A 23,177-nucleotide genomic window follows, 5' to 3' on the forward strand; every position below is an offset into this window, starting at 1 on the left:
CAGCGCAGAACGGTACAATGGCGCGGCTCGTCGCTTGGCGAGCCGTCGTGGTGGCCCCATCGGTCCCCCCGCATTGATTACCCGTTAACCTGGTCAGGCCCGGAAGGGAGCAGCCATAGCGGGAACATCGAGTGCCGGGGTGTGGCTGGTGGGGCCGCCTCCATTTCAGCTAACCGGCTGATATCTAACGGTTTTTCGCTCTTTCACCGCACGGTGGTACAAGGAGTGATACATCCGTGTCGAAGATCCCTTACCACCTCATGCTCTCCCGCCACTCGGTCTTCTTTTTCCGGATCGTGGTGCCCGAAGTCATTCGTCCATTATCCTCTCGACGGGAGTTACGCAGGTCCCTCCAGGCGCGGTGCCGTAAGGCTGCGTCAATCTGTGTTCGTGAGTTGTTGCTACAGGTGCAGGGGCTGTTTACCGAAGCCTTCCAGGGGCGTCAGCCTTCACTGGGCCTTCTACGTGGAGCCTGAGAGGTGGGCAGTAGGTGCATGGCTAGTTGGGCCTCCTGGCTTCGCCAACAGCTTGTGAGCAGCTTCTAGGAAATGGCGGGGACAATCCCAGAGGGCGCCTGTAAGCGCGGAGGAGAGGACTCTTAGGGTGCTTGTGGAGGGCCGCCCGAACCTTGCCCCGAAGTTCTCTGTGGTGGTCGAGGAACACTTGAGGGGGCAGACTAGGGAGAGTGTGTCGCTGAAGACTCTGGACGACAAGCGAGCGGAGGTTGCGCTGCTGACCCGCATCATCGGCGACCACCCGTAGGCGCATCAGTTTCGTCGCTGGAGCAGGCCATCGCCCAGGTGGAGACCAACCTTCAACAACTACGTGAAGAGCGTCAGCGAGGCCTTCTTCTACGCCATACGGGAGGGCTACTGCGAGAATAACCCTTCGACAGCCTGCGGGTGAAGGATAGCGAGGAGCGGCCTGCATTCACGGAGGCGGGCCTGTGGGCGTTGTTCGACAAGATGCGGTACTTCCCTGCGGATGACTCGACGTCCAACCAGTGTTGGTTGCCGCTACTAGGCCTTCGCATGAGCGCGGCCCAACGAACTGTGCCAGCTACACTTGGATGAAGTAGTGGTCGTCAACGGCATCGACTGCCTCGACATCCGCCAAGACAGTGCAGATCAGAAGCTCAAGACCGACAGCTCGGAACGGCTGGTGCCGATCCACTCCCGGCTTAAGACGCTTGGCTTCCTGGAGTATGTCAGTCGACTTCATAGTGATAGCCATGTGCGGGTGTTTCCCCGAGCTGAGCCGCCACAAGTAGCATGGCTACAGCGCCGCCCCTCCAAGTGGTTTACTCGGGTGAGGGCGCGACTGGGCTTTGAAGGGAAGAAGGACTTCCACAGCTTCCGGCATGCCCGGGCGGATCGCCTGAATCAGAAGGGCGTGTCGGAGTCGTTGGTCGGCCGCATCCTGGGGCACCAGACCGGCGGGATAACTTTCAGCCGGTACGGGAAGGGCTTCAGACCGGAAGTGCTGGCTCCAGTAATAGAGCTAGTTTCAACTTCCCCCTCCCCCCCCCCCATTCTTCTCATGTGCTATCGGTATGTTGCTGAGGAGCGCCTAATTTGTATGTATTCTAGTTCATTCATGGCTAAGAATAGATTGAGGTCATAATTTTGTATGGCGCATTTTGGTCCCAAAATAATTTCGGTTATTATTTTGTCCTTGATGAGGCTTGAGAAGTCGTATTCGAAGTATGTGATTATTTTTCCATTGGAGGTGCGGTGCTTGATGTCTGATATTCCGGAGTGGAAGGCGTGTTTGCTTGTGTTTTGGTATGCCATTATCATTGGTGTGTGAATTATTCTCCACTCACTTTCCTCTCGAAAGGCACTGTTCTTATATGTTGTTGTCAGTGCATTCAATTGCGTGGTGGCGTAGATTAGTCTATCGTCCGCCTGCCAGTTTTGATTGGACTTTGCTGCTTCGAGAGCAGAGGATAGAATTGTTTCGATTGTTTCATCCTGCTCTGCGTCGTCATAAACAACCTGCATAGTGGTAATGCTAGCGCTTGGGGCTGCATTGTGGTGTGGGATTGTTCCAGAGTTAGGAAGTAAGCTCGAGTTGAATCCGATGGATACTCCTGTCCCGTCTCTCGCATATGCTCTCCATTGACTAAGGAGGTCGCCCTCGGAAGATAGTGAGCAGGTAAATGGTGTAAGTCCATTGTTGGCGTACAGCAGCCAAAGATATTCTATATGCTCTCGGGCGTACATTTTTTCCAGTCGCTGGAATGTCGAAGCTATTTTATTCTTTGCCCAGTTTACCTCTTGGTGGTCGTTGAGGTTGTGTGGGCCTGAAAGCCAAAGTTTTTTATTCTTTATAATGTTGAAGAAACCGTCCACGTCACTGTAGTGGTAAAGCGTTTTTTTATCCATGTGGCGCGCTCCTTATGCTGTAGGTGGATCTAAAGAATCATGAGTCTTTGTGATTGTATAGTACGAGACAAAGCTCTCTGTAGCCCTCATTGATGAGCCTTGCGGCAATATGCGCTGGCAGCCTCATAGCCTTGTCCCAGAATTGAAGGTAGGCGAGTGGCAGCATGGGCGTCTTCGGGGCCTCTTGGACGTGGGCCGCATGACCGTTGGTTGCGTGGAGACTGATCACACGGGCACGGATAAGACGCTCGAAAGGCGCGCTTGGTGAGGCTTAGGGGGAGAAGTGGGCCAAAACAGCAGCGGGCACACAGACATGGCCGAGGAACTAAAAGCAGCGCGCCCAACGACGCGGTTCGAGCCAAGGGGCGGGTGTTCTCAATTTGCACAGCCACAACCGATTGACCGTCCGAATGTAGTCGGAAGCACTCTGAGTGATGACGGGTGATGCGCTTTCGGCTGGTGCTGGGCAGGTACGGGTCGTCCTCTTCATCCGCCTGGAGGTAGTTTAGATGGAGCTCCCTTGAGTAGATGCGGTAGGACCAGGGTTATAGCGGCCATGTAGCGTCGCGTGATACAAGTCGATTTGTACGTCGATCTACGCCTCGGTTTACAATGGCGGTGTTTTCCAATTTCCGTGTGGGAAGGGAAAGACCGTAGGCGCGGCTCGTCACTTGGCGAGCCGTCGTGGTGCCCCCCCGCACTGATTACCCGTTAACCTGGTCAGGCCCGGAAGGGAGCAGCCATAGCGGGAACATCGAGTGCCGGGGTGTGGCTGGTGGGGCCGCCTCCATTTTGGGCGCAGGCATTTTCGCTTCGCGCACCTTTCGTACCCCGCCTGTACCCTCTCTTTACGCCCGCTCAAGCCTTTACCCCTGCACAATCGTGCTTGGCGCCTTATCATGCACCCAGCGTGTCAGTCCGTTCGGCCAGGAGATAGCGACCGTGGAACATGTCGACGACCTCACCCGTCACAAGATCCGGGAATGGCAACTGCGCCGCCTGGAAATCAAGGACCAGATGGCCGCCAGCCCCGAGCGGGTGCTGGAGCTGTCGCAGGTGCTCGACCAGATGGAAGAAGAGCACGAGCGCATCCTCGCCGAGGCAACGCCGCCGGCGCCTGCTGCCGCGGCCCAGGCCCTGCTCGAACTGCATTTGAACGTATCGGCAGGCAGCGTGCGTGACCTGCGCAAGTTGCTGGAGCTGGCACTGCACGAACTCGATGGGGTGCTCGAAGAGCCTCAGCCGGATGCCCGCCATCCTGGCGGCATGGCGGGTTCACTGGGTGCTTACCAGTTCGAACTGCTGGTTGGCCAGGCGTCGGATGCCAACACGCCCTGAATCGGTCTTTGCCTGGACATTGAGCGCACATGCAGCCTGAACATTTCAATTTCTCCTGCCCTGTCTTCCTGCCCATCACCCTGGAGTGCTGCCAGGGGTTGCTGCAGGCCGAAGGCGCGCCCGCCCTTGATGCGCTGAGCGACCCTGAGCTGGCGGCCTTGCTGGTGATCCAGAACCTTGCCCAGGCCCAGGGCAAGCTCGATGCGCCAGCGACGGAGAAGGTGCTGGGCAAGTTGCTGGCCTGGTCCGTCGATGGCCCCCATTCGGCGGACGTGAGCCTGTTGTCGGAGGCGCATCGGCTGTTCGATGTGCGCAAACTGTATTTCGGCCTCGAGGTGATCAAGGCGTCGAAGTTGCGCCTGCTCAGCGACGAAGAGGTGCAGAGCAGGGACTACCTGCTGGCCGACGGCAAATGGGATTTCGGCTTCAGGCTCCGCCGCCAGCAAGCCGACAACCCCTTCAGCCAGCAGGTGGTGACCGGTTTCGACAACGAGCGCTGGCTGACCGTCGAGCAGGACAAGCTGCTCAAGGTCATCCGCGCCAATCTCGACGAAGACATCCATGTCCAGGGCTACGCCGGCATCGGCAAGAGCTACCTGCTGGGCGCGCTGATGGATTGCCTGCCACGCGGCCGGGTGCTGGCCCTGGCGCGCACGCCGGCCAAGCTTGGCATCCTGCGCCAGCGCATGGGGCTGGACCCGCAGGCCAAGGTCGGCATGACCTTCGGGAAGTTCGCCAAGGCCCTGCTCAAGGATGCGCAGTCGGCCAACGGCAGGCCCGCAGCGCGAGGCCCAGGCAAGCTCAAGCTGGCGCAGGAGCTTGGCATCGTCGGGCTGCGCCAGTACGACGCCGAACATGCCCTGGATATCTGCCTCGAAGTGCTGCACAGCTATTGCGAGTCGCGTGACTACAGCCTGTCCAATCGCCACCTGCCGTTCTTCCGGCAGGCGCTGGCGGGCGTCGATGCCCAGGTCCTGCTCGAGTACGCCAGCCGGCTGTGGCGCTACCTGGAGACGCACCCGGCCTGGGGCGCGCAGACCGGCTTCGAAGCGCTGCTGCTGATCAAGCGTGCCAGCCTGGGCGGCTGCAGTGTGCCCACGCGCTTCAGCCACGTGATCATCGATGAGAGCCAGGACGTGCCAGGCTCGTTGTTGCAGGTCATCGAGCGCGGGCGGCAGGTGCTGATCACCCTGGGTGACGAGTACCAGAAGGCCTCCGGTGCCGTGGTGCGGCGTGAGCGCCAGGTGCGCCACAAGAATATCGCCTTCGCCGTTCGCTCCGGGCCAAAGGTCGAGCGCCTGATCAACCCGTTGATCGACGTGCATTCGCAGAAGTCGAAAGTGGCCTTCGAGGCTGCGCGCAACGTGGATGTCGGTATCGAACTGTTCCCCCAGGGCTTCATTCCACCCGAAGGCTGCGTGGTGCTGACCGCCTCGCGCTGGGACAGCATGCGCTGGGCCATGGAACTGGCCGAGAGCGGTTGCCTGCTGAAATTCCCCGACTGGCCCGATATGCGACGCTTCATGGCCACTGCGGTCGGCCTGTTCCGTGCGGCAATCCATGGTCCGATGCAGGACGCTGCGGGGCCGCACCCGCACTTCGCGCACATGCTCGACTGGCAGCAGGTGCGTGAGGCCGAGCGTTTTGATGAGTCGTTCCTGTGGGTCGAGGCGCGGTTGCAGGACGGTTACAAGCTCGCCGACCTGACCACCCTGGCGGCGCGGGTCGCCGATCAGCGTGCCAGCCTCTTGTTGATGATGGCCGAGGAGGCCGGGGGCCTTGAGTTCGACCATGTACTGCTCACGCCAGAGCTGATGACCACCAACCGCTTCAAGGATGCCTACGCTTTCGATGCGCGCATTTGCGCCGTGTACATCGCGTTGTCACGGGCGCGGCGCCAGCTTTACCTGCCCTACGACGTGCAAGAGTGGATCGCCTACCACAAGAGCCAGCCGTTCCGCGAACTGCACGGCTACTGATGGCTCACTTGCGTGGCGCTCTGCTGCGCCTGCCCTGGCTGGCGGACACCTTCATCAATCGCTGGAAGGTCGGGCACTGCAGGTGGTGCTCCTCGGGGCACACCGCGGCATGGCGCAACCCCTTGCTCATTGCCTGCAGGCGCTTGATCCGCTGGTCGATCTCGTCGGCCTTGGCCAAAAGCAATTGCCGGTCGACCTGCTGCTCGGCCAGCATCGCCGCCACCTCATCCAGCGAAAACCCGGCCGCTTGGCCCAGGGCGATCAACGCCAGGCGCTCGGGCGTGTCGGCCGGGAACTGGCGGCGCTGACCCCGGCCGGTTAATGCCGTGAGCAGGCCCTTGTTGGCGTAGTAGCGCAAGGTCGAAGCCGGTACACCACTGCGCCTGGCGACATCGGCAATATCCATCTGGGGCCCCTTGACTTGAAGTTGACTTCAACTTGCATGCTGCTTGGCAAAGACCATTTCCGTCAATCTGCCCGGGGCCTTCGCCATGACCGTTTCCACATCGATCTACTCCATCCTGTTCATCGGCATCGGCGCCACGCTGGTGATGGACCTGTGGACGCTGTTGCTCAGGCGTCTGGGCGTCACGACCCTGAACTACGCCATGGTCGGCCGCTGGGCGGGGCACCTGCTGCAAGGGCGCTGGCGGCACGCAGCGATCGGCAAGGCCGAGCCGGTTCGCGGTGAGCGGGCGTGGGGTTGGCTGCTGCACTATGTCACCGGGCTGCTGTTTGCCGGCCTGCTGATCGCGCTGGCCGGGCAGGCTTGGCTGAGTCGGCCTTCGCTGCTCCCGGCGTTGTCGTTCGGGGTCGTCTCGGTGCTGGTGCCGCTGTGCGTGATACAGCCGGCACTGGGCGCGGGGTACTTTGCCGCCAATACACCAGCGCCGGTGAAGAGCTGCTTGCGCAGCCTGGCAACGCATTGTGTGTTTGGCAGTGGACTATACTTGGCCGCGCTTGGTGCGCTGTGCCTTGCAGGCTAGTGGTCTTTGCTGTCAGCGACAGGCGGCGCGGCAAGCGCTTGGGTGTAACGCTCGATGATCCGCTCGACCTCCCCGGATTGCTTGAGCCTCACAAACGCCCTGAGCATCGCCTGTGTCGGCAGCGCCGGATCGTTGCGCACCATGCAGCTCAGAGCCTGTTCTTCCAGCACCGCCAGCCCATGCAGTTGCTTTGCCGCCGGCAGCCCACGGTTGAACCATTGCAGGGTCAGCTGGTTGCTCACGGCATGCTGATAGCGCCCGGCCTGCAGTTTTTGCAGGGCCAGCTCCTGATTGCGGCTGTCTTCGCGCTGCAGCTGGCCCCGGGCAAACAGTGGGGCGAGGGTGGGGTAGCTGTAGCCCAGTACGGTGCCCAGCGCCTGTGGGGGGAGGGCATCGGGGGCGGTGGGGCTGTCGCCGGGGCGGCCGACCAGCAGGTCGCGCTGCTCGATGAGCGGGATGCTCCACAGGTAATCGCCGGGGCGGCTGGTCAGCCATTGGGTGGAGACGTAGCAGCGCACATCGATGTCGCCGTTCTCCATGGCCTCCTGCAGCCGCAGCCGGGCCATCACATGGTACTGCGCCCGCACCCCCGCTTCGCGGGCCGCAGCCTGCATCAGCTCGAACAGAATGCCCTCCACCGGCTGCCCCTGCTCGATGCGCATCAGCGGCATGCTCCAGCTCTCGGCCACGGAAAAACGCAGCACCGGCGGCTCGGCCAGGCTGCAGGTACTGCATAACCACAGGAGGACCAAGGCTCGCCGCACGTCTCATCCTCCCTGATCAGCCCGGAGCTGTGCCTGCTGCTGAGCTTAGACGAGATCCGCAGGGTGCAATTTCCCCCTCGCTCCGCTAGCATTAGCGCTCTTTCCGCCCGCTCCGGTCACGATGGTTTTTTGATGAGTTATCAGGTTCTTGCACGTAAATGGCGTCCGCGCTCGTTCCGCGAAATGGTCGGCCAGACCCATGTGCTCAAGGCTTTGATCAACGCCCTGGACAACCAGCGCCTGCACCATGCGTACCTGTTCACCGGCACCCGTGGGGTGGGCAAGACCACCATCGCGCGGATCATCGCCAAGTGCCTGAACTGCGAAACCGGCATCACCTCCACGCCCTGTGGGACCTGCTCGGTGTGCCGGGAGATCGACGAAGGCCGCTTCGTCGACCTGATCGAGATCGACGCCGCCAGCCGCACCAAGGTCGAAGATACCCGCGAGCTGCTCGACAACGTGCAGTACGCCCCCAGCCGCGGGCGCTTCAAGGTCTACCTGATCGACGAAGTGCACATGCTCTCGACCCACTCCTTCAACGCCTTGTTGAAGACGCTGGAAGAGCCGCCGCCCTACGTCAAGTTCATCCTCGCCACCACCGACCCGCAGAAGCTGCCGGCAACCATCCTGTCGCGCTGCCTGCAGTTCTCGCTGAAGAACATGAGCCCGGAGCGGGTAGTCGAGCACCTCAGCCATGTGCTCGGCGCCGAGAACGTGCCGTTCGAAGACGACGCCCTGTGGCTGCTGGGCCGCGCTGCAGACGGTTCGATGCGTGACGCCATGAGCCTGACCGACCAGGCCATCGCCTTCGGCGAAGGCAAGGTACTGGCGGCGGATGTACGGGCAATGCTCGGCACGCTTGACCACGGCCAGGTATACGGTGTGCTGCAGGCACTGCTCGACGGCGATGCCCGGGCGTTGCTGGAAGCGGTGCGCCACCTCGCTGAACAGGGGCCGGACTGGAACGGCGTACTCTCGGAAATGCTCAACGTGCTGCACCGTGTGGCCATCGCCCAGGCGCTGCCCGAAGCGGTCGACAACGGCCAGGGCGACCGTGACCGGGTGCTGGCGCTGGCCCAGGCACTGCCCGCCGAAGACGTACAGTTCTACTACCAAATGGGCCTGATTGGCCGTCGCGACCTGCCGCTGGCACCTGACCCGCGTGGCGGTTTCGAAATGGTTCTGCTGCGCATGCTGGCGTTCCGCCCGGCCGACAGCGACGATGCACCGAAGCCGGTACTAAAGCCGGTGGGGATCAGCCAGGCCACAGCTGATCCGGCCCCACCGGTGGCAGCTGCGGCAGTTGAACCTGTTGTCGCGCAAGCTGCCGTTCAGGCCCCGGTAGAGGCCCCTGTCGTCGCCGAGGTTGTGGTTGAAGCGCCTGCAGCGCAGCCAGAGCCCGCCCCGGAGGCCGAGCCCGAACCGGTCGAGGCAGTGATCGACCTCCCCTGGGAAGAGCCCGCCGCACCGCCTGTGCCGGTCGCTGCCGCGCCGCAGCCCGAGCCCGTGGTGGTCGAGGCGGCCGTTGCCGAGGCCGTCAGCAGCCAACCGGACTACGACGAGCCCCCCTTCGACCCATCCGCGTACAATCCGGCGGGCATGGACCGCGACGATGAGCCACCGGCGGACGAAGACTACTATGTCGCCGACAGCGACCCGGCGGGCTTCAGTTACCTCGATGAACTGGCCGAGCATGTGCAGGAAGACGAGCCTGTCAAGGCGCCCGAGCCTCTGCCGGCAGCTGCGCCCGCCACGGGCCTGGCCCTGCAATGGCTGGAATTATTCCCACAATTGCCTGTCTCCGGTATGACAGGCAACATCGCCGCGAACTGTACGCTGATTGCCGCCGATGGCGACGATTGGCTGCTGCACCTGGACCCGGGCCAGGGCGCGTTGTTCAACAGCACGCAACAGCGCCGCCTCAACGATGCACTCAACCAGCAGCTGGGGCGCGACATCCGGCTGAAGATCGAACTGATTCCCCCGGAGCAGGAAACCCCGGCCCAGGCCGCGTCCCGCAAGCGCGCCGAACGCCAGCATGACGCGGTGGTGTCGATCGAACAGGATCCGCTGATCCAGCAGATGATCCAGCAGTTCGGTGCGACGGTGCGGCAGGATACTATTGAGCCTGTGGATGCCCTGGCCAGCCAGGGCCAATAACGGATAACCATGCGGCCGGCCCTGTGCAGGGCCGCATTACATGACCCAATCGAGGACTACCCCCATGATGAAAGGTGGCATGGCCGGCCTGATGAAGCAGGCCCAGCAGATGCAGGAAAAGATGCAGAAGATGCAGGAAGAGCTGGCTAACGCCGAAGTCACCGGCCAGTCCGGTGGTGGCCTGGTCAGCGTGGTGATGACCGGTCGCCACGACGTCAAGCGCGTCAGCATCGATGACAGCCTGATGTCGGCCGACGCCGACGACAAGGAAGTGCTCGAAGACCTGATCGCCGCCGCGCTCAACGATGCCGTGCGCAAGATCGAGCAGAGCAGCCAGGAAAAGATGGGCGGCATGACCGCCGGCATGCAGCTGCCGCCTGGCTTCAAGATGCCGTTCTGATCGGCGTCGCGTTACCCCGGGGGAGCAACGGCCAGGCGGTCGTTGCTCCCTTGTTCATTCTGTTTCCTGAATTGGCAGGCCCGCATACATGAGCTTCAGCCCCCTGATCCGCCAACTGATCGACGCCCTGCGCATTCTGCCCGGTGTCGGCCAGAAAACCGCCCAGCGCATGGCCCTGCAACTGCTCGAACGCGATCGCAGTGGCGGTACGCGCCTGGCCCAGGCCCTGAGCCAGGCCATGGACGGCGTTGGCCATTGCCGCCAGTGCCGGACCCTGACCGAGCAGGAGCTGTGCCCGCAGTGCGCCGATCCGCGCCGAGATGACAGCCAGCTGTGCGTGGTCGAAGGGCCGATGGACATGTTTGCCGTGGAGCAGGCCGGCTACCGTGGCCGTTACTTCGTGCTCAAGGGGCACCTGTCGCCGCTCGATGGCCTGGGGCCGGACGCGATCGGTATTCCGCAGCTGATGGCGCGGATTGAAGAGCAGGGTACCTTCAGTGAAGTGATCCTGGCCACCAACCCCACGGTGGAAGGGGAGGCGACGGCCCACTACATCGCCCAGCTGCTGGCCGAGAAGGGCTTGAGCACCACGCGTATCGCACATGGCGTGCCGCTGGGTGGGGAGCTGGAGCTGGTGGATGGCGGGACGCTGGCCCATGCGTTTGCCGGACGCAGGCCGATTTCGCTGTAAGTCTTTGCAAAGCATCGCGGGGCAAGCCCGCTCCCACAAGATAGCCTTGGACTGACTTGTGGGAGCGGGCTTGCCCCGCGATGGTTCTGAACCTTGACTCAGTATTCGCTCAGCGAAAACTCGGTCAGGCAGAAAGTCGGCACCCCGGCCGCCTGCAGCCGGCGCGAGCCTTCCAGCTCCGGCAAGTCGATGATCGCCGCGGCCTCGAACACCTGAGCCCCGGTGCGGCGCACCAGGTTGGCGGCCGCCAGCAGGGTGCCGCCGGTGGCGATCAGGTCATCGAAGATCAGCACCGAATCCCCTTCGCACAGGCTGTCGGCATGCACTTCGAGGAAAGCTTCGCCGTACTCGGTCTGGTAACCCTCCGACAGTACGTCGGCCGGTAGCTTGCCTTGCTTGCGGAACAGGATCAGCGGCTTGTTCAACTGGTGGGCGATGATCGAGCCGATCAAAAAGCCCCGCGCATCCATGGCACCGATATGGCTGAACTCGGCCTCGACATAACGCTCGATGAACTGGTCAGCGACGTAGCGCAGCCCACGCGGTGATTGGAACAACGGGGTGATATCGCGGAAGATGACCCCCGGTTTGGGGAAGTCCACTACCGGGCGAATCAGGGCTTTGAGGTCGAAGGTGTCGCTGTGCATGGTGCGGGTATCCTGGAAAAACCAAGGCGCCAGTATACCCGCATCCGGCCTTTGTCAGGCCTCCATTGCACCACCGGCCAGCGCACACAGCTGGATCGGGTCGAGGATATGCACTTCCTTGCCCTCGGCCTTGAGCAGGCCGTTCTGCTGGAAGCGGGTGAACACCCGCGAGACGGTTTCCACGGCCAGGCCCAGGTAGTTGCCGATCTCGTTGCGCGACATGCTCAGGCGGAACTGGTTGGCCGAGTAGCCACGGGCGCGGAAGCGCGCGGACAGGTTGACCAGGAAGGTGGCGATGCGCTCGTCGGCGGTTTTCTTCGACAGCAGCAGCATCATCTGCTGGTCGTCGCGGATCTCGCGGCTCATGACCCGCATCAGCTGGCGGCGCAGTTGCGGCAGTTGTACCGAAAGCTCATCCAGGCGTTCGAAGGGGATCTCGCACACCGAGGTGGTTTCCTGGGCCTGGGCCGACACCGGATAGGCCTCGGTGTCCATGCCGGACAGGCCGACCAGCTCGCTGGGCAGGTGGAAACCGGTGATCTGCTCTTCGCCGGCGTCGCTTAGGCTGAAGGTTTTAAGGGCGCCGGAGCGGACTGCGTAAACCGAGCCGAAATTGTCACCCTGGCGGAACAGGAATTCGCCTTTTTTCAGTGGGCGGCCGCGTTTGACGATTTCATCCAGTGCATCCATGTCCTCGAGGTTAAGGGACAGGGGCAGGCACAGGGGGGCCAGGCTGCAATCCTTGCAGTGGGCCTGGTTGTGTGGGCGCAGTTTTACTGGCTCGGACATTTCTTCGATCCTTGTGGGAAAGCACACATAAGCCGTAAGGGTAACCCACGGCATAGGCTGGAGGCCAGCATGCACTTGTTTGGTGCGTGCTGGCGGCGGCCCGGAGTGGATGTTTCCGGTACCTTTCGACTGTCCATAGTGTGCCCCTGAAGGCGGGCTGTCCATGCGGTGAAACGCCTCAATCGCCTCAGATCACCCGCGAGAAACGCTGGCGATTCTGCTGCGCGAGGTAAGCGTCGAAGACCATGCACACCGAGCGCGCCAGCAGGCGGCCGGCTGGCAGGATGCGGATGCCTTTGCTGTCGAGGCTGATCAGGCCGTCGCGCTGCATGGCCTGCAGTTGCGGCCACAGCTCGTTGAAGTAGCCGCGAAAATCTATGGTGAATTGCCGTTCGATCTGCTCGAAATCCAGCTCGAAATGGCAGATCAGTTGCTGGATCACAGCCCGGCGCAGGCGGTCGTCCTGGTTGCACAGCAGGCCGCGCTGGGTGGCCAGTTGGGCGGTGGACAGGGTGTCCTGGTAGGTGTTGAGGTCGCTGCTGTTCTGGCAGTACAGGTCGCCGATCTGGCTGATGGCCGAGACCCCCAGGCCGATCAGGTCGCAATGGCCGTGGGTGGTGTAACCCTGGAAGTTGCGCTGCAGGGTGCCTTCTTCCTGGGCGATGGCCAGTTCGTCGTCCGGCAGGGCGAAATGGTCCATGCCGATATAGCGGTAGCCGGCGGCGGTCAGTTGGTCGATGGTGGCGTGCAGCATCTCCAGTTTGGCCGCAGGGGCCGGCAGGTCGTTGCCGTCGATGCGCCGCTGGGGCATGAAACGCTCGGGCAGGTGGGCGTAGTTGAACACCGACAGGCGATCGGGTTGCAGGCGGATGACTTCTTCGACAGTGCGGGCGAAGCCTTCCGGGGTCTGCTTGGGCAGGCCGTAGATCAGGTCGAGGTTGATCGAACGGAACTGCAGGGTGCGCGCCGCTTCGATCAAGGTGCGGGTCTGCTCCAGGCTCTGCAGGCGGTTGACCGCGCGCTGCACCGCCGGGTCGAGGTCCTGTACGCCCAGGCTGACGCGGTTGAAGCCCAGCTCGCGCAGCAGCCCCATGGTCGACCAGTCGGCTTCGCGCGGGTCGATCTCGATGCCGTAGTCACCGGAGTCATCGTCCAGCAGGTTGAAGTGCTGGCGCAGGGTCGCCATCAGCTGGCGCAGTTCCACATGGCTGAGGAAGGTCGGGGTGCCGCCGCCGAAGTGCAGCTGCTCGACGCGCTGCTTGGGGTCCAGGTGGCAGGCGACCAGCTGGATTTCCTGTTCCAGGCGCTGCAGGTAGGGCGCGGCGCGGCCACGGTCCTTGGTGATGACCTTGTTGCAGGCGCAGTAGTAGCAGATGTTGGCGCAGAACGGCACATGCACGTACAGCGATAGCGGGCGGGTGGCCCGACGGCTCTCGCGCAGGGCGTGCAGCAGGTCGAACGAGCCCACTTCGCTGTGCAGTTGCACGGCGGTAGGGTATGAGGTGTAGCGTGGCCCGGCCAGATCGTAACGACGGATCAGGTCGGCGTCCCAGCGTAGGTCGTCGAGCATGTGGGCAGTCCCCGGATAGAGCAGCAGTGTCCGGAGTCTAGGGCTGCGTGGGGTGTGGGGTGTTGATTTGTATCAAGCAGGCCAGCCGATCGCGGGGCAAGCCCGCTCCCACAAGCGTAGAAGCCTGCTCAGCTTTGTGGGAGCGGGCTTGCCCCGCGATTCCCTGTCAGTGCCCCATGAGCCAGTGCTGATGGGGCCCCGGTAGTGTCCAAAGCCCGAACAGAATCACCAGCAGCCCACCCGCCATCCGCACCCCGCGCTTGCGCAGCACGCTGCCCACACGCTCCGCCGCCAACCCCGTGGCCAACAACACCGGCCAGGTCCCCAGCCCGAACGCCAGCATCAATGCCCCACTGTGCAGCGCATCACCCTGGCTGGCCGCCCACAACAGGGTACTGTACACCAGCCCGCATGGCAGCCAGCCCCACAAGGCGCCGAGCAACAGGGCGCGAGGCAGGCTGGACACCGGCAGCAGCCGTGTCGCCAGCGGTTGTATATGGCGCCACAGGCCACGCCCCAGCGCTTCAATGCGTGTCAGGCCGCTCCACCACCCGGCCAGGTACAGGCCCATGGCAATCAGCAGCAGCGCCGCGACGACCCGAAGCCCGAGCGCCAGCGGGCTGCTGGCCAGGGCCACGCCGGCCAGGCCCAGCAGCAGGCCGGCCGCGGCGTAGCTGAGGATGCGCCCGAGGTTGTAGGCCAGCAGCAGGTGTAGCCGCCGGCTGCGTTGCTCGGGCGGGATGGCCAGGGTCAGGGCGCCCATCAGGCCGCCGCACATCCCCAGGCAGTGGCCGCCGCCGAGCAGGCCGAGGACCAGGGCCGAGCCGAGCAGAGGGATCAGTTCAGGCACTCGGTTTGGCGTCCTTGTCTTCGGGCGGCTGTTCGTCGTGTTTGACCGCGGCCTGGTGGCGCGGGTCCTGGTCGTCGAACAGGATGCTGTGGGCCGGGCCTTCAAGGTCGTCGTACTGGCCGCTGTCCACCGCCCAGAAGAAGATGTACACGGCCACCCCGACCAGCAGCAGGGCGGCGGGGATCATCACGTAGAGGGCGGGCATAGGGTTTTCCTTCCAAGTGACGGTGGCGCGCTCAGCGGCACGCCCGCTGCAGTTGGCAGCCGGGTCAGGCGCAAGGCGTTGAGCACTACGATCAGCGAGCTGACCGACATGCCGACCGCCGCCCAGACCGGGGTGATCCAGCCGAGTGCGGCGAACGGCAGCATGAGGCCATTGTACAGGGTCGCCCAGAGCAGGTTCTCGACAATGTTGCGGCGGGTGCGCCGGGCCAGGGCAAAGGCCTGCACCAGGGCGTGCAGGTTGTTGGACAGCAGCACGGCGTCGGCGCTGGTCTTGGCAAGGTCGGTGGCGCTGCCCATGGCGATGCTGATATCGGCGGCGGCCAGGACCGGTACATCGTTCACCCCGTCACCCAGCATCAGCACCTTGCGCCCTTCAGCCTGGAGCTGTTTCAGGCGCGCGAGCTTGTCGTCCGGGCGCAGGCCGCCGACGGCCTGGTCGATGCCAAGCGTCGTGGCCACCTCGGCAACCATCGGCGAGCTGTCGCCGGACAGCAGCAGGGTCTGCCAGCCACGGGCCTTGCAGGCGGCCACCAGGTCGGCGGCGTCGTCGCGCAGGCGGTCATCCAGGCCGAACCAGGCCAGTGGGCCCTGGCGATCGCCCAACAGCAGCCACTGGCCGCGTGGCTCGGGTACGCCAGGCACTTCGGCGCCACTCAGGGCGCAGACGAAGGTGGCCTGGCCGATGCGCAGGCGCTGGCCGTCCACCTCACCTTCCAGGCCCAGCCCAGGCACTGCGTTGACCGCCTCGGCCGGTTGGGCGGCGCGGCCGAAGGCACGGGCGATGGGGTGCTCGGAACGGTTCTCGAGGGCGGCGGCCAGCGCCAGGCAGCGGTCGGCATCCAGGCGCCCCAGCGGGCGGATGCTGCGCAGGGCCAGGCGGCCTTCGGTGAGGGTACCGGTCTTGTCGAAGATCACTGTGTCGATCTGGTTGAGGCCTTCGAGCACATGACCACGGGTCACCAGTAGGCCGAGCTTGTGCAAGGTGCCGGTGGCGGCGGTGAGGGCGGTCGGGGTGGCCAGCGACAGGGCGCAGGGGCAGGTGGCGACCAGCATGGCCAGGACGATCCAGAACGCCCGCCCGGCATCGAGTTGCCACCAGACCAGGCCGATGACCGCCGCCGCCGCCAGGGTGAACAGCAGGAACCATTGCGACGCCCGGTCGGCGATCTCGGCCAGGCGCGGTTTTTCGGTCTGCGCCCGCTCCAGCAGGCGCACGATGGCCGACAGTCGTGAGTCCTGGCCCAGGGCCTGGACCTCGACGGTGAGGGTGCTCTCGACGTTGAGGGTGCCGCCGGTGACCCGGTCGCCGGTGCGCCGCGCCAAGGGCAGGTATTCACCGGTGAGCAGCGATTCGTCGACGCTGGAGCGACCCTCGATGATGCAGCCGTCGGCGGGGATCACCGCGCCGGGTAGCACTTGCACGCGGTCGCCGCACTGCAGCTCGCCGAGCAGGATGCGCTCGGCCTGGCCGTCGGCAGCCAGGCGCAGGCACGAGGTCGGCAGCAGGTTGACCAGTTGTGCCGTGGCCGCCGCCGTGCGCTCGCGGGCACGACGCTCCAGATAGCGGCCGGTCAGCAGGAACAGGGCGAACATGCCCACGGTGTCGAAATACAGCTCGCCACTGCCGGTGATCGCGGTCCAGATCCCGGCGCAGTAGGCCAGGGCAATGGCCAGTGATACCGAGACGTCCATGGTCAGGTGGCGAGTGCGCAGGTCGCGGGCGGCGCCCTTGAAAAACGGCGCGCAGCTGTAGAACACGATCGGGGTGGTGAGGAACAGCGCGACCCAGCGCAGGATGGTGTGCAGCTCGGGGGACAGGTCGATGTTGAATTCCGGCCAGGTGGCCATGGTCGCCATCATTGCCTGGAACCACAGCAGCCCGGCCACACCCAGGCGGCGCAGGGCACTGCGGTTTTCCCGGGCCAGTTGCTCGGCGGCCTGGTCCGGCTGGTAGGGGTGGGCGGCGTAGCCGATGCGGCGCAGCTCGGCCAGCAGCCTGGACAGCGGCAACTGGCTGTCGGCCCAGTTGACCAGCAGGCGATGGTTGGACAGGTTCAGCCGCGCCTCGGCGACCCCGGGCAAGGTGCGCAGATGTTTTTCGATCAGCCAGCCGCAAGCGGCGCAACTGATGCCTTCGACCAACAGGGTGGCTTCGGCCAGTTCGCCGGCATGGCGCACGAAGCCCTGTTGCACGTCGTCGCGGTCGTACAGCGCCAGTTCGTCCTGCAACTGGCGGGGCAGGGCTTCGGGGTTGGCGCTGGTGTCGCTGCGGTGCTGGTAATAGTGCTCAAGGCCCCCGGCGACGATGGACTCGGCCACTGCCTGGCAGCCCGGGCAGCAGAATGCCCGGGGCTCGCCGAGCACCACGGCGGTGAAGCGGCTGCCGGCGGGGACGGGCAGGGCGCAGTGGTAGCAGGGGGTGGGTTGGGTCATTTACATCATTGCCTTACGCAAGTCGGCTATCTGGACAGGGTGCCTGTGGGAGCGGGTTTACCCGCGAACGCGTCAGAGCAAGCAGTGATGTCTTCAGGTCTGACGCATTCGCGGGTAAACCCGCTCCCACAAGGGGCGCGGTGTTCGGTCAGTGATGCTCGGCCCCTTGAATGGCTTCATCCCCCAACTGCAAGGTCACGCCATGCTCGACCTTCTCCTCTTCGAACAACCGCCACACATGGTCATCCTGGCTGCCGAGCAACTCGACGAAGCGTCGGCCGTCGACCTTGTCATCCAGCTGGCCGACATAGCGGCCCGGCTCGGTGCGTGCCAGTTGTACCTTGCGGTCCTTGTTCGGCTGGGTTGGCGAAATCAGGTTCAGTTCCAGCGCCTGCGGGGCGCTGTTGCCGGTCAGGCGCACGTCCACTTCACCGGTCAGTTCGTCCAGGTGGATGCTGGCCTTGATGTTGAGGGTCTGGGCCAGCAATTCACGGTCCAGCGAGCGGTTGATGCCCTTGCCGGCTTCGTAATAGTTGTCGTTGACCAGGTTGTCCGGGTTGCGCACGGCGATGCTGACCATGGTCAGGCTCAGGCATACCGAGGTGGCCAGGATGCCGATGATGATCCAGGGCCAGAGGTGCTTGTACCAGGGGCTGGCGGCGGTGGCGGCAGGCATTGTCTGTGTTCTCTCTAGTCAGCGGATCTGTGGGCCGATGAAGCGGCTCTTGGCTTCAACCTGGCTGGCGCTGTCGTCGGCGTCCTTGAGGATGAAGGTGATTTCGTTGGTGGTCGAGGGCAGTTTCTCCGGGGCAACCGACAGTTGCACCGGCAGGCTGACGATATCGCCGGCGGCCACGCGGATCTCGCGGTGGCCTTCGAGCCGCAGGTCCGGCAGGCCGGCGGCATCCAGCACGTAGACGTGGTCGCGCTGATCCTTGTTCATCACCTTCAGGCTGTACACGTTTTCGATCCGCCCCTGGGCGTTCTCGCGGTACAGCACCCGGTCCTTGGCCACGTCGAAGCCCACCAGCGAGCGGGTGGCGAAGGCGGTGGTCAGGGCGCCGATCATCACCAGCAGCACCAGCGCGTAGCCAATCAGGCGCGGGCGCAGCATGTGGGTTTTCTGCCCGGACAGGTTGTGCTCGGTGGTGTAGCTGATCAGGCCCTTGGGGTAGTTCATCTTGTCCATGATGCTGTCGCAGGCGTCGATGCAGGCGGCGCAGCCGATGCACTCGATCTGCAGGCCGTCGCGGATGTCGATGCCGGTAGGGCAGACCTGTACGCACATGGTGCAGTCGATGCAGTCACCCAGGCCCTTGGCTTTGTAGTCGATGTCCTTCTTGCGCGGGCCACGGGTTTCGCCACGGCGCGGGTCGTAGCTGACGATCAGGGTGTCCTTGTCGAACATCACGCTCTGGAAGCGCGCGTAGGGGCACATGTACACGCACACCTGCTCGCGCAGCCAGCCGGCGTTGCCGTAGGTGGCCAGGGTGAAGAAACCGACCCAGAAGTAGGCCCAGCCGTCGGCCTGCCCGGTGAAGAACTCGATGGCCAGCTCGCGGATCGGCGAGAAGTAGCCGACGAAGGTCATGCCGGTGACGAAGCCGATCAGCAACCACAGGCTGTGCTTGGCGAACTTGCGCAGGAACTTGTTGCCGCTCATGGGCGCCTTGTCCAGCTTCATGCGTTGGTTGCGGTCACCCTCGGTGACTTTTTCGCACCACATGAACACCCAGGTCCACACGCTTTGCGGGCAGGTGTAACCGCACCAGACGCGGCCGGCGTATACAGTGATGAAGAACAGGCCGAAGGCCGCGACGATCAGAAGGCCCGAGAGCAGAATGAAGTCCTGCGGCCAGATGGTGGCGCCGAAGATGTAGAACTTGCGCTCGGGCAGGTTCCACCACACGGCCTGGTGGTCGCCCCAGTTCAACCAGACGGTGCCGAAATACAGCAGGAACAACACCGCACCGCCGACCATCCGCAGCCTGCGGAAAATGCCGGTAAAGGCGCGGGTATAGATTTTTTCGCGTGATGCGTAGAGGTCGACGGATTCCTTCCCTTTGCTGGCAGGCGGGGTGACGTCATGTACCGGAATTTGCTTGCTCATCATCTAGTCCCACGGCAGTGGAGAAACGCCGCGGCCAGTGCTTGCCGGCCGCAGTCGCGCGCGTTCTGCTGGCGCTCTGCGGCCCATGATACGCCTGTGCTGGCGTGCCGGGGCCTTGCTGCGACACTTAGTCGCGTTGGGTGCTGGTTTGAATCGTGATATGGCGGGTGTCAATTGATCCAGGTCATGGGGCCTGCAGGAATTGTGGTGTCAGTGCCGGCCTCTTCGCGGGTAAACCCGCTCCCACAGGTACTACGCAATGTTTGAGGGTGCAGTGGACCTGTGGGAGCGGGTTTGCCCGCGAAGAGGCCAGCCAGCCTTACTCGGCCTGGGCCGGTGCCTGATCCTGATGCGACAGGCTGTACACATACGCCGCCAGCAGGTGCACCTTGTCGTTGCCCTGCAACTGTTCCTGGGCCGGCATCTGGCCCTGGCGACCGTAGCGGATGGTCTGTTGCAACTGGGCGAAGCTCGAGCCGTAGATGAACGCCTGCGGGTGGGTCAGGTTCGGCGCACCCATGGCCGGGGTGCCCTTGCCCTCAGGGCCATGGCAGGCCACGCAGTTGGTGGCGAAGATCTGCTGGCCCTTGACCGGGTCGGCCTTGGCATCCTCGGGCAGCGTGCGACCGTCGAGCTTGGTCAGCACGAACGCTGCCACGTCAGCCACACCCTGTTCGCCGATCACCGTGCCCCAACCCGGCATCACCCCGTGGCGCCCGCCCATGATGGTGGTCTTGATGGTTTCCGGTTCACCGCCCCAGCGCCAGTCGTTATCGGTCAGATTGGGGAAACCGTAGGCGCCCTTGGCGTCAGAGCCGTGGCACACCGAGCAGTTGGAGGCGAACAGGCGTGCGCCCATCTTCAGCGCCTGCGGGTCCTTGGCCACTTCCTCCACCGGCATGGCGGCGAACTTGGCGAAGATCGGCCCGAAGCGAGCGTCGGCCTTGGCCATCTCCTTTTCCCACTCGTGCACGCCGGTCCAGCCTGGCTGGCCGTTGGAAAACTCGGTCTTCTTGTCGTTGTCGACGTACGCGTAGCCCGGCAGGATGCCTTTCCAGTTGCCCAGGCCCGGGTACAGCACCAGGTAGCCGAGGGCGAACACGACGGTGCCGACGAACAGCCAGAACCACCATTTGGGCAGCGGGTTGTCGTACTCCTCGATGCCATCGAAGGCGTGGCCGACGGTTTGATCGGTGATCTCTTCGCGCTGGCCCTTGCGGGTCGACAGCAGCAGCCAGCTCAAGGCGAAGATGGTGCCCAGGGTCAGGACGGTGACGTACAGACTCCAGAAGGTTGTCATTGTTGTTTGCTCCCAGAAGCTTTTTGCGCTTTCGCGTGCTCAACGTGGCGAGTGGCCTCGGGGTCGTCCGCAAATGGCAATTGCGTGGCCTCGTCGAACTCCTTCTTGCGCCGCGGGCTGAACACCCACAGCGCCAAGCCCACGAAAGCCACCAGCACCACGACGGTGCCCAGGCCGCGAATCATCCCGATATCCATCAGTGTCACCGTTTGCTTTTGATGAGGGTGCCAAGGCCTTGCAGGTACGCCACCAGGGCGTCCATTTCGGTCTTGCCCTTGACCGCGTCGCGGGCACCGGCGATGTCTTCGTCGGTGTACGGCGTGCCGAGGGTGCGCAGGACTTCCAGTTTCTTGGCGGTGTCCTTGCCATCGAGCTTGTTCTCGACCAGCCATGGGTAGGACGGCATCTTCGATTCCGGTACCACGTTGCGCGGGTTGTACAGGTGCGCGCGGTGCCAGTCATCGGAGTAGCGGCCACCCACGCGGGCGAGGTCCGGGCCGGTACGCTTGGAGCCCCACAGGAACGGATGGTCCCACACGCTTTCGCCGGCTACCGAGTAGTGGCCGTAGCGTTCGGTCTCGGCGCGGAACGGGCGGATCATCTGCGAGTGGCAACCCACGCAGCCTTCGCGGATGTAGACATCGCGGCCTTCCACTTCCAGCGCGGTACGCGGCTTCATGCCCTCGACCGGCTTGTTGGTGACGTCCTGGAAGAACAGCGGGACGATCTGGGTGAGGCCACCGACGCTGACGGCGATGACCATGAAGAAGGCCATCAGGCCAATGTTCTTCTCGACTGCTTCATGCTTCATCAGTGGGCTCCCACGACGACGATCTTGGCGGCTTCCTCAGCCTGTGCCGGGTTGGCGGCACGCACGGTGCGATACACGTTGTAGGCCATCAGCAGCATGCCCGAGGCGAAGAACGCACCGCCCAGGGCGCGGACGATGTAGCCCGGGTGGCTGGCCTGCAGCGCTTCGACGAACGAATAGGTAAGGGTGCCGTCGTCGTTGATGGCGCGCCACATCAGGCCCTGGGTGATGCCGTTGACCCACATCGAGGCGATGTACAGCACAGTGCCGATGGTCGCCAGCCAGAAGTGCGCGTTGATCAGGCCGACGCTGTGCATCTGCTCGCGGCCGTAGAGTTTCGGGATCATGTGGTACACCGCGCCGATGGAGATCATCGCCACCCAGCCCAGGGCGCCGGCGTGCACGTGGCCGATGGTCCAGTCGGTGTAGTGGGACAGCGAGTTGACGGTCTTGATGGCCATCATCGGGCCTTCGAAGGTGGACATGCCGTAGAACGCCAGCGAGACCACCAGGAAGCGCAGGATCGGGTCGGTGCGCAGCTTATGCCAGGCCCCCGACAGGGTCATCATGCCGTTGATCATGCCGCCCCAGCTCGGCGCCAGGAGGATGATCGACATCACCATGCCCAGCGACTGCGCCCAGTCCGGCAGGGCGGTGTAGTGCAGGTGGTGCGGGCCAGCCCAGATGTACAAGGTGATCAGCGCCCAGAAGTGCACGATCGACAGACGATAGGAGTAAATCGGGCGCTCGGCCTGCTTGGGCACGAAGTAGTACATCATCCCCAGGAAGCCGGTGGTGAGGAAGAAGCCCACGGCGTTGTGGCCGTACCACCACTGGATCATCGCGTCGGTGGCGCCGGAGTAGGCCGAGTACGACTTGAACAGGCTCACCGGCAGCGACATGTGGTTGACGATGTGCAGCATCGCGGTGACCACGATGAAGGCACCGTAGAACCAGTTGCCGACATAGATATGCTTGGTCTTGCGCTTGACGATGGTGCCGAAGAACACCAGCCCGTAGGTCACCCAGACGATGGCCAGCAGGATTGCCAGCGGCCACTCGAGCTCGGCGTATTCCTTGGTGGTGGTGAAGCCCATGGGCAGCGTGATCAGCGCGCCGACGATCACCGCCTGCCAGCCCCAGAAGGTGAAGGCGGCCATGCTGTCGGAGATCAGGCGGGTCTGGCAGGTACGCTGCACCACGTAGTAGCTGGTGCCGAACAGGGCACAGCCACCGAAGGCGAAGATCACCAGGTTGGTGTGCAGTGGGCGCAGGCGGCCGAAGCTCGTCCATGGCAGGTCCAGGTTGAGCTGGGGCCATACCAGTTGCGAGGCGATGAAGACGCCAAGCCCCATGCCAAGGATCCCCCAGACCACCGTCATGATGGCGAACTGGCGGACGACCTTATAGTTATAAGCAGTCGGACTGATTGCAGTGCTCATTCTAAGGTTCCACGGTTTGGGTATTCTTGTTGGTTGGTAAATCGGCGCCAGTATCGATAACCACCAGGGTTATTACAATGCAAGGCGACTGGTGCCGACCCGTGTCCAAACCCTGTTCGCCACCGTCCCGTGGCGTTGGGGTTCGAACGATTGTACACAAATAAATCTTTGTAATGTGTACCGTTTCCCATGTTTTTCTGATCGATCGGTCAAGCTTTTATTGCCGGGACGGGCACGCAAGGCATCATCCCAAAGCGCGGGCTCGCAAGACTGGAATCGTTGCGTGGTATCA

The 23,177-nt window shown here is 63.6% G+C and carries 23 protein-coding genes and 2 other RNA genes; 10 read left to right on the forward strand and 15 right to left on the reverse strand.

Annotated features, from left to right (window positions below):
- Nucleotides 1-57 precede the first annotated feature (57 nt).
- The 3 genes from ffs (RTH46_RS04960) to RTH46_RS04970 all read left to right on the forward strand — a co-directional run bounded on the left by ffs (RTH46_RS04960) (nt 58) and on the right by RTH46_RS04970 (nt 1,623).
- An RNA gene (gene ffs / locus RTH46_RS04960) (signal recognition particle sRNA small type) lies at nt 58-154 on the forward strand.
- 106 nt (nt 155-260) lie between these two features.
- Nucleotides 261-476: a DUF6538 domain-containing protein gene (locus tag RTH46_RS04965; RefSeq protein ID WP_316905175.1), complete on the forward strand. Its 216-nt coding sequence runs from the start codon at nt 261-263 to the stop codon at nt 474-476.
- Between the two features lie 601 nt (nt 477-1,077).
- The gene (locus RTH46_RS04970; RefSeq protein ID WP_316905176.1) at nt 1,078-1,623 is read left to right on the forward strand and encodes a tyrosine-type recombinase/integrase; all 546 of its coding nucleotides are present in this window, start codon (nt 1,078-1,080) and stop codon (nt 1,621-1,623) included.
- On the opposite strand, the gene RTH46_RS04975 is transcribed toward RTH46_RS04970, so the two are convergent.
- Nucleotides 1,545-2,387 (reverse strand): DUF2971 domain-containing protein, encoded by an 843-nt coding sequence (locus RTH46_RS04975; RefSeq protein ID WP_316905147.1) that lies wholly within the window; start codon nt 2,385-2,387, stop codon nt 1,545-1,547. The two genes, RTH46_RS04970 and RTH46_RS04975, sit on opposite strands and share 79 nt — an antisense overlap.
- Before the next feature lie 684 nt (nt 2,388-3,071).
- Here RTH46_RS04975 and ffs (RTH46_RS04980) point away from each other — a divergent pair.
- The 3 genes from ffs (RTH46_RS04980) (at nt 3,072) to RTH46_RS04990 (ending at nt 5,704) form a co-directional block, all read left to right on the forward strand.
- Nucleotides 3,072-3,168: signal recognition particle sRNA small type (ffs, locus tag RTH46_RS04980), an RNA gene on the forward strand.
- Nucleotides 3,169-3,329: 161 nt separating this feature from the next.
- On the forward strand, nt 3,330-3,725 hold the full coding sequence (locus RTH46_RS04985; RefSeq protein WP_316905148.1) for a hypothetical protein: 396 nt from the start codon (nt 3,330-3,332) through the stop codon (nt 3,723-3,725).
- Nucleotides 3,726-3,754: 29 nt separating this feature from the next.
- Nucleotides 3,755-5,704, forward strand: a complete 1,950-nt coding sequence (locus RTH46_RS04990; protein ID WP_316905149.1) for a hypothetical protein — start codon at nt 3,755-3,757, stop codon at nt 5,702-5,704.
- A 4-nt stretch (nt 5,705-5,708) separates the two neighbouring features.
- Here RTH46_RS04990 and RTH46_RS04995 read toward each other — a convergent pair whose 3' ends face one another.
- A complete protein-coding gene (locus tag RTH46_RS04995) occupies nt 5,709-6,110 on the reverse strand; it encodes a helix-turn-helix domain-containing protein (protein ID WP_153788991.1) in 402 nt (133 codons plus the stop codon).
- A gap of 85 nt (nt 6,111-6,195) precedes the next feature.
- On the opposite strand from RTH46_RS04995, the gene RTH46_RS05000 reads away from it, so the two are divergent.
- Entirely contained in the window at nt 6,196-6,690 is a 495-nt protein-coding gene (locus tag RTH46_RS05000; protein WP_316905177.1) for a DUF2938 domain-containing protein, read from the forward strand.
- On the opposite strand, the gene RTH46_RS05005 is transcribed toward RTH46_RS05000, so the two are convergent.
- Complete coding sequence (locus tag RTH46_RS05005) at nt 6,687-7,454, reverse strand: substrate-binding periplasmic protein (protein ID WP_316905150.1); 768 nt, start codon at nt 7,452-7,454, stop codon at nt 6,687-6,689. The two genes, RTH46_RS05000 and RTH46_RS05005, sit on opposite strands and share 4 nt — an antisense overlap.
- A gap of 132 nt (nt 7,455-7,586) precedes the next feature.
- Here RTH46_RS05005 and dnaX point away from each other — a divergent pair, with 132 nt between their 5' ends.
- From dnaX to recR, 3 genes are all read left to right on the forward strand, one after another.
- The gene (gene dnaX / locus RTH46_RS05010) at nt 7,587-9,617 is read left to right on the forward strand and encodes a DNA polymerase III subunit gamma/tau (protein ID WP_316905151.1); all 2,031 of its coding nucleotides are present in this window, start codon (nt 7,587-7,589) and stop codon (nt 9,615-9,617) included.
- Nucleotides 9,618-9,681: 64 nt separating this feature from the next.
- On the forward strand, nt 9,682-10,017 hold the full coding sequence (locus RTH46_RS05015) for a YbaB/EbfC family nucleoid-associated protein (protein WP_110991796.1): 336 nt from the start codon (nt 9,682-9,684) through the stop codon (nt 10,015-10,017).
- 88 nt (nt 10,018-10,105) lie between these two features.
- Nucleotides 10,106-10,708, forward strand: coding sequence for a recombination mediator RecR (gene recR, locus RTH46_RS05020; RefSeq protein ID WP_125464932.1), 603 nt, complete (start codon nt 10,106-10,108; stop codon nt 10,706-10,708).
- A gap of 98 nt (nt 10,709-10,806) precedes the next feature.
- Here recR and RTH46_RS05025 read toward each other — a convergent pair whose 3' ends face one another.
- The 12 genes from RTH46_RS05025 to ccoN all read right to left on the reverse strand — a co-directional run bounded on the left by RTH46_RS05025 (nt 10,807) and on the right by ccoN (nt 22,885).
- On the reverse strand, nt 10,807-11,355 hold the full coding sequence (locus RTH46_RS05025; protein ID WP_028692867.1) for an adenine phosphoribosyltransferase: 549 nt from the start codon (nt 11,353-11,355) through the stop codon (nt 10,807-10,809).
- A gap of 54 nt (nt 11,356-11,409) precedes the next feature.
- Nucleotides 11,410-12,144 (reverse strand): Crp/Fnr family transcriptional regulator FnrA, encoded by a 735-nt coding sequence (gene fnrA, locus RTH46_RS05030; protein WP_110991794.1) that lies wholly within the window; start codon nt 12,142-12,144, stop codon nt 11,410-11,412.
- Nucleotides 12,145-12,331: 187 nt separating this feature from the next.
- Complete coding sequence (hemN, locus tag RTH46_RS05035) at nt 12,332-13,714, reverse strand: oxygen-independent coproporphyrinogen III oxidase (RefSeq protein ID WP_153788988.1); 1,383 nt, start codon at nt 13,712-13,714, stop codon at nt 12,332-12,334.
- Nucleotides 13,715-13,880: 166 nt separating this feature from the next.
- A complete protein-coding gene (locus tag RTH46_RS05040; RefSeq protein WP_153788987.1) occupies nt 13,881-14,564 on the reverse strand; it encodes a sulfite exporter TauE/SafE family protein in 684 nt (227 codons plus the stop codon).
- Nucleotides 14,557-14,769, reverse strand: coding sequence for a cbb3-type cytochrome oxidase assembly protein CcoS (ccoS, locus tag RTH46_RS05045; RefSeq protein WP_110994038.1), 213 nt, complete (start codon nt 14,767-14,769; stop codon nt 14,557-14,559). The genes RTH46_RS05040 and ccoS overlap by 8 nt, the downstream gene beginning before the upstream one ends.
- Entirely contained in the window at nt 14,751-17,222 is a 2,472-nt protein-coding gene (locus RTH46_RS05050; protein ID WP_316905152.1) for a heavy metal translocating P-type ATPase, read from the reverse strand. Before RTH46_RS05050 ends, ccoS begins: the two co-directional genes overlap by 19 nt.
- Nucleotides 17,223-17,370: 148 nt before the next feature.
- Entirely contained in the window at nt 17,371-17,898 is a 528-nt protein-coding gene (locus tag RTH46_RS05055; RefSeq protein WP_110994036.1) for a FixH family protein, read from the reverse strand.
- 18 nt (nt 17,899-17,916) lie between these two features.
- Nucleotides 17,917-19,332 (reverse strand): cytochrome c oxidase accessory protein CcoG, encoded by a 1,416-nt coding sequence (ccoG, locus tag RTH46_RS05060; RefSeq protein ID WP_153789299.1) that lies wholly within the window; start codon nt 19,330-19,332, stop codon nt 17,917-17,919.
- Nucleotides 19,333-19,651: 319 nt separating this feature from the next.
- On the reverse strand, nt 19,652-20,632 hold the full coding sequence (gene ccoP, locus RTH46_RS05065) for a cytochrome-c oxidase, cbb3-type subunit III (protein WP_153789300.1): 981 nt from the start codon (nt 20,630-20,632) through the stop codon (nt 19,652-19,654).
- Nucleotides 20,629-20,829 carry a cbb3-type cytochrome oxidase subunit 3 gene (locus tag RTH46_RS05070; protein ID WP_153789301.1) on the reverse strand — a complete coding sequence of 67 codons (201 nt, stop codon included), beginning with the start codon at nt 20,827-20,829 and terminating at the stop codon, nt 20,629-20,631. The genes ccoP and RTH46_RS05070 overlap by 4 nt, the downstream gene beginning before the upstream one ends.
- A gap of 5 nt (nt 20,830-20,834) precedes the next feature.
- Nucleotides 20,835-21,443, reverse strand: coding sequence for a cytochrome-c oxidase, cbb3-type subunit II (gene ccoO / locus RTH46_RS05075; RefSeq protein WP_153789302.1), 609 nt, complete (start codon nt 21,441-21,443; stop codon nt 20,835-20,837).
- Nucleotides 21,443-22,885, reverse strand: coding sequence for a cytochrome-c oxidase, cbb3-type subunit I (ccoN, locus tag RTH46_RS05080; RefSeq protein ID WP_153789303.1), 1,443 nt, complete (start codon nt 22,883-22,885; stop codon nt 21,443-21,445). Before ccoN ends, ccoO begins: the two co-directional genes overlap by 1 nt.
- Nucleotides 22,886-23,177: the final 292 nt, after the last annotated feature.

Origin of the sequence: Pseudomonas sp. zfem004 (assembly GCF_032621715.1) — a bacterium.
Lineage (GTDB): Bacteria > Pseudomonadota > Gammaproteobacteria > Pseudomonadales > Pseudomonadaceae > Aquipseudomonas > Aquipseudomonas sichuanensis.